Below are 16,796 nucleotides of genomic sequence, written 5' to 3'. Positions count from 1 at the left end.
GGAAAGCCCTGCCGGAGCAGGGCCTTGCGGACGCCTCCCGGTGGTTTTGCAGCTGCACCCGGGCAGGCGGCGGAGGGCAGGCCGCCACCACCGGTGTCTGCCCCCGATCCCTGGCGACCCGGCCAGGGGCCGTCCACCGCGCGACCGTGCCGGGCACCACGGCCTCAGGGGTCCTTGCCATATGCCCGCCCGGGCCGCGTGGTCTGGCACCGCACCTCGCGGCGTTGCCGAAAAGCCCTGGTAGCTCCGCTACGAGGACTCTCCGGCGCCTGGCGATGCACGGCACCGGACCACGCGACCTCATCGGACGCTCATATCGCAAGGACCCCTCAGTCGATGCAGAACTCGTTGCCCTCGATGTCCTGCATCGGGATGCACGAGTCGGTGCCGTCGTACAGGGTCTGCACGTGTACCGCGCCGAGCGGGACGAGCCGCGCGCACTCGGCCTGGAGTGCGGCGAGACGCTCTTCCCCCACCAGCCCGGTGCCGACCCGCACGTCCAGGTGGACCCGGTTCTTGACGGCTTTCCCTTCGGGAACGCGCTGGAAGTACAGTCGCGGCCCCACGCCGGTGGGGTCGACGCAGGCGAACCAGGCGTCCGGTTCCTCAGGCGGCAGCGAGTCCTTGTACTCGTCCCACGTGCCGAACCCCTCGGGAGGCGGCGGCACGACGTACCCCAGAACCTCGCACCAGAAGCGGGCGAGGCGTTCGGGTTCCGCGCAGTCGAAGGTGACCTGGAACTTCCTGATCAATGCCAGCGCGCCACGATATTGGCGTCCGGCGGGCACCGGAACCCCCGATCGGGCCCCTGCGCAGCGGGAGTTGGACAGAGGGCGGCTCGGCCGCGCCCGGGGGCCGGTGCGCGCCGGGGACTCCTCGGGGCGGCGGAGTCACTGGTGGGCAGGGCGGCGTCAGGCGTCAGGCGTCCCGGCCAGCCAACCCGGCCGCTCTTCGGCCCGGTGCCTTCGTCCCGATGCTTTCAGCCCTGGTCGCGGTTGCCTCCGGGGTGAACGGGTGGTGGAAGGTGAAGGCGTGCGGTGCGGAACCGTGGCCGTGGAGGTGTTCCAGCCTGGAGACCCCGTCCTGCCAGGTGGGCGTCACGTCCTCGGAGACCCACCAGGACACGTGACTGGGGTGTCCCGTCCTCTCGAACCAGTCGTGGCGCCGGTTCAGCGCCGCACGGTGCAGGCCGGTGTAGACGGCGTCGAAGGCGGGGCGCAGGCCGGTCCAGAGTGAGAGGGTCGCGGCCAGGGCGGTGGTCTGCGCCGTACGGCCCTTGCCGTACCAGGGCGGTACGGCGAACTCTCCCCACGCACCCCAGTCCGCCCCGAAGAGCGTGCCCCGCTCACCTTCCGCCGCTTCGGCGTGAGCGAGGTACCCGGGGTGCCGGCTGATCTCGCGGTAGACGGACGCACCGATGTCGTAGAACTCGCGCGTGAGAGGTGCGGGATCGGCGAGAGGCGACTTCAGGACGCCGAAGGTGTACAGCGCAAGACGGGGCATGCGTCTCTCTCCCTGGTGGGGGCCCGGTGGGGGCCCGGTTCGGCGCCTCACGCAGGTGGACCAGGTCCGTGGGCGTGGTGCGGTCGTCCCGTCGCGGGTGGCACGGGCTGGAGGAACTCCCCTGCGACCGTGGGCGGTCGCCGAAGACCAGGTGAAGGTAGCTGTCTGTGCGGACCTTGTCGACGTTGCGTTTTCCGCGCCGGCATGGCCTGCCGCGCCGTTGCGGGAGCGGGAGCGACGGCGGGCGGGGCGGACTGCGGTGTCCCGGGGGCGGCGCACGGCACGGGGAGGACCGCGGGCGGATGGGCCTTGGGCTGGTGTGACCCCCGGCTGCCGCAACGGTCCGCCGCCGCCACTGGGACGTGACTCCGCTGTTGTCCGCCTGCGTTCTCACGCGGTCGGAGGCACCGCCGTCCCGTGCGCGGACGGCCACCAAAGCCGTGCCTCAGCGCGCCTGAAGAAGGACGGAAGCCGTGCCTCAGAAAGTGGGGCGGATCGCGCCGACCACCTGGCCGTGGCCGAGGACCGGGGCGGTGGCGAGGGCCGAGAGCGTCTCGTCGCCGTCCACGTCGATCCCGAGGTGGCGCAGCGCGGCGACCATCACCACGGGGCGGGAACGCTGGGAACCGTCAGCGATCTTGAGGGCGACCGCCGAGCCGTCCGGCAGGCCCAGTGCGTAGACCCCCTCGGCGCCGTCCTTGGCGACGGCACCCGGCAGGGCCTGCATCAGCCGTGTCACGTCCCGGCCGGTGCCGCCGACGTAGTGCGGGTGCGTGTTCATCGCGTGCGCCACGCGGTGTTCCAAGCTCCCCTCCGGCGCCGAGGCCAGACGGCCGAAGGCGCGGGCGAGGCCCCGCAGGCTGAGGGCGAACAGGGGCGCGCCGCAGCCGTCGACGCCGGTGGCCGCCACCTTCTCGCCCGCCGACTCCTCCAGCGTCTCGCGCAGCAGGACCTGCAGCGGGTGCCGGGGGTCGAGGTACGTGGCGGTGTCCCAGCCCCTGGTGACGCAGGTCGCGAGCATCGCGGCATGCTTGCCCGAGCAGTTCATGGTCAGGGGGGAGGGCCGGCCTCCGGTCGCCAGATACGCGCGCAGCGCGCCCTCGCCGATCGGCAGGGCCGCCGTGCAGCGCAGCGCGTCCGTGCCGAGCCCCACCGACGCCAGTATCGTCCGCACGCCCTCCAGGTGGGTGTCCTCCCCGGAGTGGCTGGCGCAGCCCAGCGCCAGGAGCGGACCGTCCAACTCCAGCCCGGCGCGCAGCATCCCGAGCGCCTGGAGGGGCTTGTTGGAGGAGCGGGGGTACACGGGGGTGTCGACCTCCCCGATCCGCAGGCTCTCGGAACCTTCCGGGCCGGTCGCGAGGACCGTCCCGTGGTGCACGGACTCCAGGAAGTCCCCGCGCCAGACCTCGGCCACCACAGTGTGCATCAGTTGCGTCCGCCTTTCGTTCTCGTCAACTGTCGACAGTTATCACTCGACGGCCAAGCTGTCGAACGTCGGAACGAATATGCCTCAGACCCTTGACAGCCGGGAAACCCTGCCTGTCAACTGGCGACTGTCGACACTTCAGACGAGCGACGGAGGGCGCTGCCCGTGAGTGAGACCCTGCAACGCGGCCTCGCCGTCCAGATCGTCGAGGTGCTGCGCGAGCGGCTGCTCGGCGGCCACCTGCCTCCCGGGACCCGGATCAACGAGGTGGTGCTCGCCCGGGAACTCGGCACCAGCCGGGGCCCGCTGCGCGAGGCCGTGCGGCAACTCGTCAGCGAGGGACTGCTGGTACACCACCCCAACCGGGGCGCCACGGTCTTCACCGCCGACCCGGACGACGTGGCGGCCCTGTTCGAACTCCGCACGGCGCTGGAGACGGCGACCGCCCGGCTCGCCGCCGAGCGCCGCCGGGACAGGGACGTCGCCGCGCTGCGCTCGGCCTGTGCCCGGGCACGGAAGACCATCCAGGGCGGCCGGCGCTTCGTGCACCGGCTGGACCTGGACTTCCACCGGACCCTGACCGACACCGCCCGCAGCCCGCGGATCGCGGAGCAGCTGTGGCGTGTCCAGCAGCAGGTCATCCTGTTGCGCAGTCCGCTGGGCGTCCCCCCGGCTCACACAGCCGACTCCCTGGACGACCACGAGGAGATCGCCGCAGCCGTCGCGGACGGCGACGGGGAGCGGGCCGCCGCGCTCATGCACCTCCACCTCGACCGCGTCCGCGCCCACATGGCGGCCGCGTCGTCGGCGGAGCCGGCGGTGGAGGCGAGGGCGGGCGAGGAGGCCGGGGAGGCGAGGGCGGCGCAAGCCTCGCCGCTGACAACGGCAGCCCCTGCCGCGGCGGCCTGTCCGGCGTCGGTACCGCCGCCCGTCCCCGCGCCTGCTGCGCCCGGCGAGAGCTGACCGCGCGCGGAACCCCGCCACCGCCCCAGCCCTCGGCACCGACCGACCGGTGACGGACGCCGGCCATCGACCCCGGCCGAGCGGCGGGCGGGGTGACGGGTTCCGCTGTCTCCGGCGAGGTTCCGGCCGTCCCTTCCCGGGGCCGTCCCGGCCCTCCACACCCGAACCGATCCGGCGACCTCCGGGATCGCCGTCCCGCAACGGCCGGGCCCGCTGACGGCCCGGACATGCCGACCGGGGCCGGTACCACCTGCCCCGCAGGCGGTGCGGCACCTCCGTCCCGCCACCTCACCTCCGACCCGCCACCGCCACCCCGCCTCGTCGCCCCCGGCCGCTCCCGGGCACCTGCCTGACCCGCAGCCACCTGCGCGCCTCCGGGCCCGCCCCGACTTTCCGTCCCCGGCCTGTCCCGTCCGCCTACCTGCCCGGCCTCGCCGGCCACTGGAGTACCCGCATGACCGATTCCTCCGCCGTGGCGGCGCCGCAGCGCGAACGCCGCACCCCCAGTCTGTTCGTCGCCGCGCTGCCCGTCGTGCTGATGCTGATCCTGATGATCGCGGGCTCGGTCCGGCTCGGCCTCGACCCCGTCGTCCTGCTCCTTGCCTCGTGTGTCGTCACCGGTGTCATCGCCTCACGGCTCGGCGTCACCTGGGACGAGATGGTCGCGGGCATACGGTCCAAGATCGACGCTGCGATGCCGGCACTGCTGATCCTGATATCCATCGGCATGCTCATCGGTACCTGGACGCTGGGCGGCACGATCCCCATGATCGTCGACTGGGGCCTGCGGGTCATCGAGCCCTCGTGGATCGTGGTGCTGTCGTTCCTGATCACCATGGTCGTCTCGACGGTGACCGGCACTTCCTGGGGCTCCGTCGGCACCGTCGGTGTCGCGCTGGTCGGGGTGGCCGGCGGCCTCGGCGTGTCCCTGCCGCTGACGGCGGGCGCCATCATCTCGGGCGCCTACTTCGGCGACAAGATGTCCCCGCTGTCGGACACCACGAACCTCGCTCCCGCGGTGGCCGGTTCGACGCTGTTCGAGCACATCCGGCACCTTCTCTACACGACGGGCCCGGCCGCGGTGATCTCCTGCGTCCTGTACCTCGTCCTGGGCCGCACCCAGCACGCCGACGGGCAGGCCGTCCAGCGCACCGAGAACCTCCAGCACGTACTGGAGCAGGGCTTCCACTTCAACCTGCTGCTGCTGTTGCCACCGGCCGTGGTGCTCCTGGGCGCGGTCACGAAGAAGCCGGCGCTGCCGACGATCATCGTCTCCTCGGTGCTCGCGGGGGCCATGGGCGCCGTCTTCCAGGGCTTCTCCCTGCAACAGATCTGCTCCGCGGCCTCGACGGGTTTCACCACGACCATGCTGAGCGGCCACGGCGGCATCGATCCCCAGCACCTGCCGGCGGCGGTCGACACGCTCCTCAACCGCGGCGGGATGTCGTCGATGGCCACGACCATGCTGATCGGGCTCGCCGGCTTCGCCTTCGCGGGCATCCTGACCGAGACCGGCTGCCTGGACGTCCTGATGCACCGGCTGCTCGCCAAGGTCCGCAGGACGGGCGGCATCATTCTCGCCACGGCACTGTCCTCGGTGGGCGCGGCGTTCGCGATGGGCGTCTCCTACCTGACGATCATCGTGCCGGGCCAGGCGTTCCGGGACGTCTACCCCGAGCGGGGGCTGGCCCCGAAGAACCTCTCCCGCACCCTGGAGGACTCCGGCACGGTCTTCGTCCCCCTGGTGCCGTGGACCGAGGCCGCCACCTACATGTCCACGACACTGGGCGTCGCCACCGTGGCGTACGCACCGTACGCGTTCCTCAACTATCTCGGCGTGCTGATCGCGATCGTCTGCGGGTACACCGGCTTCGGCATCGCCCGCCGGAGTCCGGTCCGGCGGTCCGCCGGGGAACCGGAGGCCGCGGCGGTCTGAACGAGGCGGCCGAGTCCTTGACCGGGCGCGTCTTCGGTGACCGGGCCGGTCCGCAAGCGGGCCGGCCACGCCGTTCGGGTGGGGCAGACCGGGCCGGCCTGCGGGAGCCGGTTCGAATGGCCGACGGGGTGGGCGCGGGGATGCGTCAGGTGACCGGGCCGGGCAGCGCCCCGCAGACAGGTCCGGCCGGGGCGACGTAACAGGTGGCCGGAGTGGTCCGGCCGACCCCGTAGTGGTGAGCGACCTCCCCGATCCGGCGCCAGCCGAGCCGCTCGTACAGACGCATGGCGGCGACGTCCTTGGCCACCACGTCGAGCACGAGACGCAGACCCCGCGCATGGCCCCAGGCCGTCGCCGCCTCGACCAGCCGCCGCCCCGTCGCCTGCTTCCGGGCCCCTTCGACGACGAACAGCCGCGCCAGCACCGCCACCCCCGACCGGTCCTCCCCGCTCCGGCCGATCCACTGCTCCACCGCCGCCGCGCCCCCGCCCCGCATGATCGCCACATGTCCCACGACCCTCCGCCCCGCTTCGGCGACCCAGGCCGCCAGCACGTCCCCGGACCTGAGCCACGCTTCCGGGGCGTCCACCCCCTCGACGGGGTATCCGTCGGTGCGGTGCACCTCCACCAGCGCGGCGACCGCTCCTGGAAGGTCCTCGTCCAGCCGGGTTCGCACGGTCACGGGGTCCATGAGGAGGTCCTGACTACTCGACGGGTGTCTTCCACGGCCCAAGGCTCCCTGCCCCCCGTCCCGGGGAGTGACCGGGGTGCCGCAGCGCCACCGGCCCCTTGCGCCACCGGATCCTTGCGCGCCCGGACAGCACGCTCCGCGGTGGGCCGCTTGCGTCCGGAGGCAGCCCCCTCCAGGTGCGGGGGGCTGGGGAACGCGCGGAACAGGCACCTGAGGGATGGGTTCCCGCCGGTGCCCGCCCGGCCCGCGGGCCGGGCGCCGAGGCGGCGCACGTGGGGGGCGAAGGCCGGCCGGTCATGGCGCGACCTGCGAGAACGTCGCCGGACTGACGGGACGTCAGTGGCGCCCCCGGCAGGACTCGAACCTGCGGCCAAGCGCTTAGAAGGCGCCTGCTCTATCCACTGAGCTACGGGGGCCAGGGTCGGACGGGACGTACGGGCCGCGGACCAGGATAGGCGTCCGTGGGTGTCGCCCCTGCTGCTCCACCTCCGTGGCACGTTGTGGAGGTTCGGTGAAGCCATGCCGATAATCGCAGGCGGCTGAGGATTCTGCACAGGTTCTGGGGGGTGTGGGTCCGCGGTGTTGTGCAGTCGTTATGGGCACGTCACCCGGCCGGACGGGGCCAAATGCTCCGTTAGAGGTGGTATGAGCGGGTTGATGTGGTGCACACAGGTGCATATACGCTTCAAAAAGTTATCGAAATTGGGCATTCTGCCCATGTGGTGACTTTGGACGTAGGGCCCCGGCTTCTCGACGCACTGTCCGCGCTGCGGGAGCGTGTGGACGCCGCGCGCTTCCCCCTGCCGTTGCCCGGCGCCGACCTCGCCAGACGCGACCGCGCCGAACTCCTGGACCACCTCGACGACTACGTGATGCCGCGCCTGTGCAGCCCCCAGGCGCCACTGCTGGCCGTCGTCGCCGGATCGACCGGCGCGGGGAAGTCGACCCTGGTGAACTCCCTGGTCGGGCGCAGGGTGAGCGAGGCAGGCGTACTGCGGCCCACCACCCGTACGCCCGTCCTCGTCTGCCACCCGCAGGACCACCACTGGTTCGCGGGCCCCCGTGTCCTGCCCCGCCTCACCCGGCTCTGGGTGGCGCAGCGGGACGGTGAGAGCGGCGACGAGGGCTACGGCGCGTGCGGTGCGGGAGCGGCCCGCGCCGGACAGGGCGGCGTCGCGGCGAGTGGCGGCGGCCCCGGGGCGGGTGGTGACCAGGAGACGGCGGGCGCCTACCTGCGGATGGAGACGGACGCCACGCTCCCCGTGGGGCTGGCCCTGCTCGACGCGCCCGACATCGACTCGCTGGTGGCGCGCAATCGCAGACTCGCCGCGGAACTGGTGTGCGCCGCTGACGTATGGGTGCTGGTGACCTCGGCCGCCCGCTACGCGGACGCGGTGCCCTGGCACCTGCTGCGCGCGGCCCGGGAGGCCGACGCCACGGTGGTCACCGTCCTGGACCGGGTGCCGCACCAGGTCGCACCGGACGTCGCCGCCGCCTACGCCGCGCTCCTGGGCCAGGAAGGCATGGCCCACGTGCCCCGCTTCACCGTCCCCGAGCTCCCCGAGTCGGTCGGCGGCGGCAGCGGTCTGCTGCCCGAGACCGCGGTGGCGCCGCTGCGGCAGTGGCTGGTGAGGCAGGCCCGGGACCCCGCGGCGCGGGCCACCGCCACCGCCCGCACCGCGGTCGGAGCGCTCGGCTCGCTGCGGGCCAGGGTCACCGCCCTCGCCGGGGCCTCGGCGGCCCAGCACGCGGCGGCGCTCCGGCTGGGTACGGCCGTCGAGGAGGCGTACGCCCGCGCCGGCGAGCAGGTCCGGGCGGCGCTGGCGGCGGGCGAGGTGCTCTCCGGTGACGCCCGCGCGCACTGGCTGGACCACGCGAACGGCGGGCGTGCCGACGAACTTCTGGACGCCCTCACCCGGGGGCTGGCGGTGCTGGTCGAGTGCGCCGCGGCGGAGGCTGACGCGCGGACGCTGAGGCTGTGGCGGGTGGGAGCCGCGGGTGACGAGGCCGAACGGCTCACCAGGGCGGCGTCCCGGGGCAGGGCCGGCCGGCTGCGCGCGGTCGCGCTGCGGTGGCGACGCTCCCTGGAGGGACTGGCCGCCGCCGAGGCCCGCCGGGTGCGCACCGGCGGCCGCGAGGGCAGACGCGCCGCCCTGGTCGAGCCCGACGAGCTCGCCGCGCTCCTGGCCACGGCCCTGCTGGGCGGCCGACGGGCCGGGGCGGCGGGCGAGCACCTGGCCGACCGCCTCGGGGCGCTCAACGCCCTGCGGCTGCGGGACGACGGCGAACGGCTGCTGACGGCCTGTGTGGGCCAGGCGCTGTCCGTCGAACGCGAGAGGCGGCTGGCGCCGTTGGACGCCTGCGACGTGCCTCCGGACAACCAGGCTGAACTGATCGCCGCGCTTTCCGCGGTGCGGAAGGAAAAGGTGACGCGGTGACGACAGGGACGGGGTTCCCGGCCGACCGGGGGCTGGAGGAGCGCCGGGGTGGACACCGGGTGCCGAGGGGACGGGAAGTGCCGAGCCCCCCACCGGACCGAGCCGCGGGGACGGCCCCGCCGTCGCCAGTGACACCCGCCCCGGCTTCGGGCCGGGGGCTGCCGGAGAGCGGCCGGAGTCGGGGCGCGGCGGGCGATGACCCTGCGGCGAACGCGAACGCGAACGCGGACGCGAACACGAACACGAATACGGCCGCGTCCGCGAGCCCGACCGCGTCCGCGAGCCCGGCCGCGTCCGCGAACGTGGGTGCGGTCGCGGGCCGGGGCGCGGGCGCCCTCGCGGCGGCGGGGAGCGGGGACGAGGCGGGTGACGGCCCTGCGACGGCCGCCGGCACCGCGCCCGCCACCTGGGATGACGGGTTGATCGCGCGGCGGGCCTCGGACGTGGGGGAGCAGTGGGGTGTGGCGCCGCGCGGGACGCAGGCGGCACCCCGGCCCCACGGCGGCGGGCGCCCGTCGGAGGGCGGGACGACGGTGCCCAGGCCGGAGCAGGCCGCCCGCCGTACCGGTGCGGCCACCAGCCCGCAGCCGACCCGCCCCCTCGGCGAAGCCCGCCACGAGGTGCAGGGTGGCCACCAGGTGCACGGTGGCCACGAGGTGCACGGTGGCTACGAGGTCCGGGGCACCCGCGAGGTTCCGGACGGCTACGGGGCTCGGGGTATGGACGCGCAGCAGGACGGCCACGAGGCTCACGACGGTCACGGTGCCGGGAACCGTGTCCTCGGGGCGATCCCCCGGGCACCGGAGAGGGGAGCGCTCGTGCGGGAGGGCGCGGCCGGGCCCGTCTCCGGCGTGGGCCCGCCCGTCGGGTACGGCGCGGTACGGGCGTACCACGCCATCGCCGCAGCAGAGGCCCCCGCTCCGGTGACTGTCCCCGCTCCTCCCGCGCCGCGGCGGACGGGGGGCGTGGGGGCGCCGCGGACTCCGGTGGCCCCGGGCGGCGGGGCGACGCCGTGGGTGTTCGGCGCCGGCGACCCGCGCGACCGGCTGGCCGCGCTGGAGCGGCTCGTCGGCATGTCGCGCGGGCAGGTGGAGCCGGAGTTGCTGGCCGACGCCGCACGCGTGCTGGGGTCGGCCGGTGAACGGTTCCGCCTCTCGGCCGAACACACCGTCGTCGCTCTTGCCGGCGCGACCGGCAGCGGTAAGTCCTCCCTGTTCAACGCGTTGGCGGGGGCGGGCCGCTCCCGGGTGGGCATCCGGCGGCCGACGACCTACGAACCCGTGGCCTGCGTCTGGTCCCCCGACGTGCAGGCCCCGCAGGGCCTGTTGCGCAGGCTGCGGGTCCCCTCCCGGCGTCAGGTGGCCCCCGCGACCGCCGACCCGGCCCTGACAGGACTGATTCTGCTGGACCTCCCCGACCACGACTCGGCGACCCGTGGCCAGCGCGAACAACTCGACCGCATGCTGTCGGTGGTGGACGCCGTCATCTGGGTCGTCGACCCGGAGAAGTACGCCGACGCGGCACTGCACGAGCGGTACCTGCGCCCGCTCGCCGGATACGCCGAGGTGACCTTCGTCGTCCTCAACCAGGTCGACCGCCTCCCGGGGGACGCCGCCGAGCAGGTCCTCGACGACCTCCGGCGCCTCCTGGACGAGGACGGCCTGGCCCTGGGCGAGCACGGAGAGCCCGGCGCCGCCGTGTTCGGGCTCTCGGCTGCGACGGGGGAAGGAGTGGACGAACTCCGCGCCGCCCTCGCGCAGTTCGTCTCCGAGCGGGGCGCGGCACAACGCCGGGTGGCGGCCGACGTGGACGCCGTGGCAGCCCGTATGCGGCCCGCCTACCTCGCCGAGGGGCAGGTGGCATTCACCGAGGAGTCCCGGTCGCAGTTCGGGGACCGGCTGGCCGAGGCGGTGGGCGCGGCAGCCGTGGGGCGCGCCGCGGAGAGCGACTGGCTGCGCCACGCCGAGCGGGCCTACTGCTCCCCGTGGAGCCGGCTGGCCGGGCTGCGACGTGCCACAAGGGCAGCGGGCCCGGTGCCCGTGCCCTCCCGCGGACCGGAGCGGGCGACCTCCCGGCCGCTGGTGGAGCAGGCGGTCCGGGGCCTCGCCGACGACGCGACGCAGGGGCTCCCGGGCCCCTGGGCGGCAGCGGTACGGGAGGCGGCGGAACGGGGCGGCCGGCGACTGCCGGAGGAGTTGGACAAGGTGGCGCGCCGGGCCGACCGGGAGCTGGCGGCCGGGCCGTCCCCCGCCCCCCGGTGGTGGCGGCTGGCCTTCTGCCTCCAGGCCGGTCTCTTCGTCACCCAACTCGCCGGCCTGTTGTGGCTGCTGGCAGGCGTGACGGGACCGGCCGGGCAGGCGGTGTGGCCCGCGGCCCTGCTGGCCGTGCTCGCGGGCCTCGCCGACCCGGGCCTGGTGGCGCTCTGCCGTGCCGCGGCGCGGGGCCCGGCGCGGCGTTACGGGCTGGACGCCGAGCAGCGTCTGCGAGTGGCGGTCGCCGCCTACGGCCGGGTGGAGGTCCTGGAGCCCACCGTTGCGGAACTCGGCCGCTACCGGCAGGTGCGGGAACTGTACGTCCGGGCGGCCGGAGGCTGAGGGCGGAGGCCGTTGGACGGAGGGCGCCGGCGGTCGCGCCTCGCGCCTCGCGCCTCGCGTCTCGCGGGTGAGGTCCGTTGCTTCCCGGCCGGTCCCGTTCCGCCCGGCCCGTCCAGCTCCGTTCCGTCTTCCGGGGGAGGGGCGGCCTTACACCGACGGGTGACGGGGTTGTCCACAGCCCTTCGGCTGTCCACAGGCCGGAGCGGGAAGGCGGCGGTTGCGCCACGCTGAGGGAGCCGCGGGGACGGAGCCGGACCTCTCAGGGGAGCGCCTGCACCCCGCGGCGAGGGGCCACGGCGAAGAGCGGCGTGGCGAGGGGCCCGGGCATCGCGTCCGGGCGCGGGGCCGGTCCACCGGGCCCGGACGAGGAACGCAGGAGGCGGGACGATGAACGAGACGACGGTGACCCTGGTGGGGAACGTGGCGACGGCCGTGGAGCACCGGCAGACGGCCGGCGGGGTGCCGGTCTGCCGCTTCCGACTGGCGACCAGGTCACGGCGCTACGACAGGGCACGGGAAACCTGGAGCGACGGCGAGACCAGCTTCTACACCGTGCGTGCCTGGCGGGCGCTGGCGGACAACGTGGCAGCCTCCGTCACGCTCGGGGAGCCCGTCGTCGTCCACGGCAGGCTGTCGCTCCGGGAGGGGGACCAGCCACCGGAGCGGGGCGGCCAGCGGTGGTTCGCCGCCGAGGTGGAGGCGGTCGCCGTGGGGCACGACCTCGCCCGCGGCACCTCCGCCTTCCGCAAGGTGACGCGGGCACGGACGGAGGCCGAGCCGAGTGGGCGCGCGGAGCCCGATCCGTGGGCTGCCTCCCCGCCGACGCCCCCTGTCACGGCGGAGGGGGAGGCAGTAGGGGCAGGGGCAGGGGCAGGTGCGGGGACGCGGGAGGAGCCGGGCGCCGGCTGAGCTTGCTGGGGAAACGGCGCGCCGGTCGACACCCGCTGGCGCAGACGGACGCCCGTGGTGGGCTCAGCCCTGGCTTCGGGAGGCCCGGTCCCCAGCCGTCGTCCTGCGCCCACCGCCTGCCCCGCACAACGGCCAAAGCGGCGTAGGGGGCGCACACCTGACGTGGCGTCCGCCCAGGGTCGCCTGTCGGCTCCCTGGGCTCCGAAGGGGCATTCTTTTTCACGTGGGAAGGGGGGCAGGGGCTGGCGATTTGTCGATAATCCCAGCTCACAACCGGTGTGTTCGATAACGATTCCGATTCGGATCACCCGGCTGGACCGATCCGTGGGGACGACGCTCCGCCCGCTCCATAGGATCAGCCGACGAGTGCTCACCGAGGCCGCACTGACCGGCCGTTGAGTCTTCCGAAGTTCTTTCCGGCGAGGTCACCGTTCATGCATCCGCCTCGCCCAGAGGGGAAATTCATGATGTCTGTGAAGAAGCGGGGCGCTGCGCGTCTTGCTGCCGCGACGCTGGCCTCGGGCCTGTTCGCGGCCGGGGCGATAGGCGTCGCCGGTTCTGCCGCGGCCGACGAGGCCCCGGCGAACACCGGGGGTGCGAGCGCCACGCTGGAGGGGCTGGTCCCGGGCTCCTTCGCCACGGCGATCGACCACACCACCGGCAAGGGTGTCAATGTCTCGGCAGGCCTGTTCAGCATGAAGGTCGCCGACGGCGGCACGCTGCAGAGCTACTGCATCGACTTCGACCACCACACGCAGGACCAGGCGGAGTACTCGGAGGTGCCCTGGAAGCAGTCCTCCCTGGCGGGCAACCCGGACGCCGGGAAGATCCGCTGGATCCTCCAGCACTCCTACCCGCAGGTGAACGACCTCGCCGCCCTCGCCTCGCAGGCGGGTGCCGGCAAGCTGACGCCCGCCACCGCGGCGGCCGGCACGCAGGTGGCCATCTGGCGGTTCTCGGACCACAAGAACGTCGACGCCGTCGACAAGCCGGCGGAGAAGCTGGCCGACTGGCTGCAGAAGAACGCCGTCAACGCCGGTGAGCCCGCCGCATCGCTGAGCCTCACCCCGGCCGCGGTGTCCGGCAAGTCCGGTGGCCGCGTCGGCCCGGTGACGGTCCACACCAACGCCGGTACCGCTTCGGTCGCTCCCGGCCTGGGTGCCCCGGCGGGCGTGAAGGTCGTCGACGGCCAGGGCAACCCGGTCACCACCGCCAAGGACGGCCAGCAGCTCTTCTTCGACGTGCCCGCGGGCGCCGAGGACGGTTCGGCCTCCCTGACCCTCCAGGCGCGCACCAAGGTGCCGGTCGGCCGGGCGTTCACCTCCAGCAACCCGAAGATCGTCAGCCAGACCCAGATCCTCGCCGGGTCGAGCGACTCCAGCGTCTCCGCCACGGCCACGGCGACCTGGGCCAAGCAGGGCCCGATCCCGGCCCTCTCGGCCGCGAAGGACTGCGCCAAGGGCGGCGTCGACGTGACCGCCGCCAACAAGGGCGACGAGGCCTTCTCCTTCGAGCTGGCGGGCAAGAAGTACGAGGTCGCCCCGGGCAAGTCGCAGACCATCACGGTTCCGGTGACCGAGGACCAGGCGTACAAGATCACCGTGACCGGCGACAAGGGCTTCAGCAAGACCTTCACCGGCATCCTGGACTGCAAGACCACCAGTGAGGCGGGCGGCAGCGCCACCCCGTCCTCGCACCCGAGCGCGGCCTCGGTCGGCGGCACCGGCGGTTCGCAGGACCTCGCCGAGACCGGTTCCAGCAGCGCCACCCCGGTGATCGCGGGCATCGCGGTCGTCCTGGTCGTGGTGGGCGGCGGCGCGGTCTTCTTCCTCCGTAAGAAGAAGACCGGCAACGTGGCCGGCTGAATCACGAGGGTGAGGGCCGCTCCCCGCGGCCCAAACCCACCGGCCGCACCGTGAGGTGCGGCCGACCGGCGGGTGCGAGCCCTCGCCCGGGGACGCCGCGGCGTCCCCCGCGAGCCGCACACCTCCGTCAGGCCCGTCCGACGGTCCCCGAGGCGTCCACCGCCCGGGGACCGTCGGCGTTCCCGCGAGCCCGCGGCGCACGGGGCTGACGGCTCACGGGTGCTCCGGAGCCCGGCCCACGCGGCTCAGGGCCGGCCGAGCCCCGGCCCTCGCAGCCTCCACGGCCCTCATAGCCCTCACATCCCCATAGCCCTCACAGCCCCCACGGCCCTCATGACCTGCGGCGCGGGGACGCACGGCCTCGCGGCTCGCAGCCGGCGGCCTCACGGCGCCAGTCCCACGACCCACCGGCCCGTGGCGCCGGCCCACGGTTCACCGGGCCCACGGGCCTCCCGGGGGCCTCCGGGCGCGTGCCGCCGTGGCTTGCCGGGCCGCCGGGGGTGCGTCGTCGGGCACGGCCTGGGGCGGGCCGCCGCCGAAGGCCCGGCCGGCCGCCGCGGACGGAACCCGTTTCCGCCGGAGAGGGGCCGTACGGCAAGATGGGTGTGTCTGCCCGCACGCGGTGGAGCCCACGTCGGACACCGCCGACGGACCACGGTGAGACTCCGTGGCCACACCGTGCACCCGTCCGCACGCGGTCGGGCCGCGGGACGGTCGCGTGGTGGAGTCGCGGCCGGCCGGAGCGGCGGACCGCTCGCTGACGATGACCATGACAGATCCAACACTGCCGGACGGTTTCTCTTGGCTGAGTTCATTTACACCATGCGCAAGGCGCGCAAGGCGCACGGCGACAAGGTGATCCTCGATGATGTCACCCTGAGCATGTACCCCGGCGCGAAGATCGGTGTCGTGGGTCCCAACGGCGCCGGTAAGTCGACGGTGCTGAAGATCATGGCGGGCATCGAGCAGCCTTCGAACGGTGACGCGTTCATCTCCCCCGGCTACTCGGTCGGCATGCTCATGCAGGAGCCGCCGCTGGACGAGTCCAAGACGGTGCTGGAGAACGTCCAGCAGGGCGCTGCCGAGATCATGGGCAAGCTGCACCGCTTCAACGAGGTCGCCGAGCTCATGGCCACCGACTACTCCGACGAGCTCATGGAGGAGATGGGCAAGCTCCAGGAGGACCTCGACCACGCCAACGCCTGGGACCTCGACACCCAGCTCGAGCAGGCCATGGACGCCCTGGGCTGCCCGCCCGGCGACTGGTCGGTCACCAACCTCTCCGGTGGTGAGCGCCGCCGCGTCGCGCTGTGCAAGCTGCTGCTGGAGGCGCCCGACCTGCTCCTCCTCGACGAGCCCACCAACCACCTCGACGCCGAGTCCGTCGCGTGGCTGGAGCAGCACCTGGCCCAGTACGAGGGCACCGTCGTCGCCGTCACCCACGACCGGTACTTCCTCGACAACGTGGCCGAGTGGATCCTGGAGCTCGACCGGGGTCGCGCCCACCCCTACGAGGGCAACTACTCCACCTACCTGGACAAGAAGGCCGCCCGCCTGAAGGTCGAGGGCCAGAAGGACGCCAAGCGCGCCAAGCGCCTCAAGGACGAGCTGGACTGGGTCCGCTCCAACGCCAAGGGCCGCCAGGCCAAGTCCAAGGCCCGCCTGACCCGTTACGAGGAGATGGCCGCCGAGGCGGAGAAGACCAGGAAGCTGGACTTCGAGGAGATCCAGATCCCGCCGGGCCCGCGTCTGGGCAACGTCGTCGTGGAGGTCGAGAAGCTCAGCAAGGCCTTCGGCGAGAAGGTCCTCATCGACGACCTCTCCTTCACGCTGCCGCGCAACGGCATCGTGGGCGTCATCGGCCCCAACGGTGCAGGCAAGACCACCCTGTTCAAGATGATCCAGGGCCTGGAGGAGCCGGACGGCGGTTCGATCAAGGTCGGCGAGACCGTCAAGATCTCCTACGTCGACCAGAACCGCTCCAACATCGACCCCAAGAAGACGCTGTGGGCCGTCGTCTCCGACGAGCTGGACTACATCAACGTCGGCCAGGTCGAGATGCCCTCCCGCGCCTACGTCTCCGCCTTCGGCTTCAAGGGCCCCGACCAGCAGAAGCCGGCCGGCGTGCTCTCCGGCGGTGAGCGCAACCGCCTCAACCTCGCGCTCACCCTCAAGCAGGGCGGCAACCTGCTCCTCCTGGACGAGCCGACCAACGACCTCGACGTCGAGACGCTCTCCTCGCTGGAGAACGCACTCCTGGAGTTCCCGGGCTGCGCCGTGGTCGTCTCCCACGACCGCTGGTTCCTGGACCGCGTCGCCACGCACATCCTGGCGTACGAGGGCGAAGCCAAGTGGTTCTGGTTCGAGGGCAACTTCGAGTCCTACGAGAAGAACAAGGTCGAGCGGCTCGGCCCCGACGCCGCCCGCCCGCACCGCGCCACCTACAAGAAGCTCACCCGGGGCTGAGCAGC

At 73.5% G+C, this 16,796-nt stretch carries 11 protein-coding genes and 1 tRNA gene; 7 read left to right on the top strand and 5 right to left on the bottom strand.

From position 1 onward, the window contains the following. Nucleotides 1–329: 329 nt before the first annotated feature. The 3 genes from ACFV3R_RS03640 to ACFV3R_RS03630 form a co-directional block, all read right to left on the bottom strand. Nucleotides 330–758 carry a VOC family protein gene (locus ACFV3R_RS03640; protein ID WP_385575477.1) on the bottom strand — a complete coding sequence of 143 codons (429 nt, stop codon included), beginning with the start codon at nucleotides 756–758 and terminating at the stop codon, nucleotides 330–332. Nucleotides 759–918: 160 nt separating this feature from the next. Then, the gene (locus ACFV3R_RS03635) at nucleotides 919–1,503 is read right to left on the bottom strand and encodes a DUF3291 domain-containing protein (protein WP_385574801.1); all 585 of its coding nucleotides are present in this window, start codon (nucleotides 1,501–1,503) and stop codon (nucleotides 919–921) included. A 478-nt stretch (nucleotides 1,504–1,981) separates the two neighbouring features. Then, nucleotides 1,982–2,929 carry an asparaginase gene (locus tag ACFV3R_RS03630; protein WP_385574798.1) on the bottom strand — a complete coding sequence of 316 codons (948 nt, stop codon included), beginning with the start codon at nucleotides 2,927–2,929 and terminating at the stop codon, nucleotides 1,982–1,984. 165 nt (nucleotides 2,930–3,094) lie between these two features. Here ACFV3R_RS03630 and ACFV3R_RS03625 point away from each other — a divergent pair, with 165 nt between their 5' ends. Next, nucleotides 3,095–3,892 (top strand): GntR family transcriptional regulator, encoded by a 798-nt coding sequence (locus tag ACFV3R_RS03625; protein WP_385574795.1) that lies wholly within the window; start codon nucleotides 3,095–3,097, stop codon nucleotides 3,890–3,892. A gap of 454 nt (nucleotides 3,893–4,346) precedes the next feature. Further along, nucleotides 4,347–5,828, top strand: a complete 1,482-nt coding sequence (gene nhaC / locus ACFV3R_RS03620; RefSeq protein WP_385574792.1) for a Na+/H+ antiporter NhaC — start codon at nucleotides 4,347–4,349, stop codon at nucleotides 5,826–5,828. A gap of 145 nt (nucleotides 5,829–5,973) precedes the next feature. Here nhaC and ACFV3R_RS03615 read toward each other — a convergent pair whose 3' ends face one another. Both ACFV3R_RS03615 and ACFV3R_RS03610 read right to left on the bottom strand, forming a co-directional pair. Further along, nucleotides 5,974–6,519 (bottom strand): GNAT family N-acetyltransferase, encoded by a 546-nt coding sequence (locus tag ACFV3R_RS03615; protein ID WP_385574789.1) that lies wholly within the window; start codon nucleotides 6,517–6,519, stop codon nucleotides 5,974–5,976. 340 nt (nucleotides 6,520–6,859) lie between these two features. Further along, nucleotides 6,860–6,935 (bottom strand) — tRNA-Arg (locus tag ACFV3R_RS03610). Between the two features lie 303 nt (nucleotides 6,936–7,238). Here ACFV3R_RS03610 and ACFV3R_RS03605 point away from each other — a divergent pair. The 5 genes from ACFV3R_RS03605 (at nucleotide 7,239) to ettA (ending at nucleotide 16,791) form a co-directional block, all read left to right on the top strand. After that, a complete protein-coding gene (locus tag ACFV3R_RS03605) occupies nucleotides 7,239–8,957 on the top strand; it encodes a dynamin family protein (RefSeq protein WP_385574786.1) in 1,719 nt (572 codons plus the stop codon). A 302-nt stretch (nucleotides 8,958–9,259) separates the two neighbouring features. After that, nucleotides 9,260–11,551 carry a GTPase gene (locus ACFV3R_RS03600; RefSeq protein WP_385574783.1) on the top strand — a complete coding sequence of 764 codons (2,292 nt, stop codon included), beginning with the start codon at nucleotides 9,260–9,262 and terminating at the stop codon, nucleotides 11,549–11,551. Nucleotides 11,552–11,938: 387 nt separating this feature from the next. Continuing rightward, the gene (locus tag ACFV3R_RS03595; RefSeq protein ID WP_385574780.1) at nucleotides 11,939–12,460 is read left to right on the top strand and encodes a single-stranded DNA-binding protein; all 522 of its coding nucleotides are present in this window, start codon (nucleotides 11,939–11,941) and stop codon (nucleotides 12,458–12,460) included. A gap of 464 nt (nucleotides 12,461–12,924) precedes the next feature. Next, nucleotides 12,925–14,325, top strand: coding sequence for an LAETG motif-containing sortase-dependent surface protein (locus ACFV3R_RS03590; RefSeq protein ID WP_385574777.1), 1,401 nt, complete (start codon nucleotides 12,925–12,927; stop codon nucleotides 14,323–14,325). 801 nt (nucleotides 14,326–15,126) lie between these two features. Continuing rightward, the gene (ettA, locus tag ACFV3R_RS03585) at nucleotides 15,127–16,791 is read left to right on the top strand and encodes an energy-dependent translational throttle protein EttA (RefSeq protein ID WP_385574774.1); all 1,665 of its coding nucleotides are present in this window, start codon (nucleotides 15,127–15,129) and stop codon (nucleotides 16,789–16,791) included. Nucleotides 16,792–16,796 lie beyond the last annotated feature (5 nt).

Source organism: Streptomyces sp. NPDC059740 (assembly GCF_042733155.1).
Classification (GTDB): domain Bacteria; phylum Actinomycetota; class Actinomycetes; order Streptomycetales; family Streptomycetaceae; genus Streptomyces.
The sequence above is the reverse complement of the archived record's forward strand: the minus strand, read 5'-3'. Positions and strand labels throughout refer to the sequence as shown.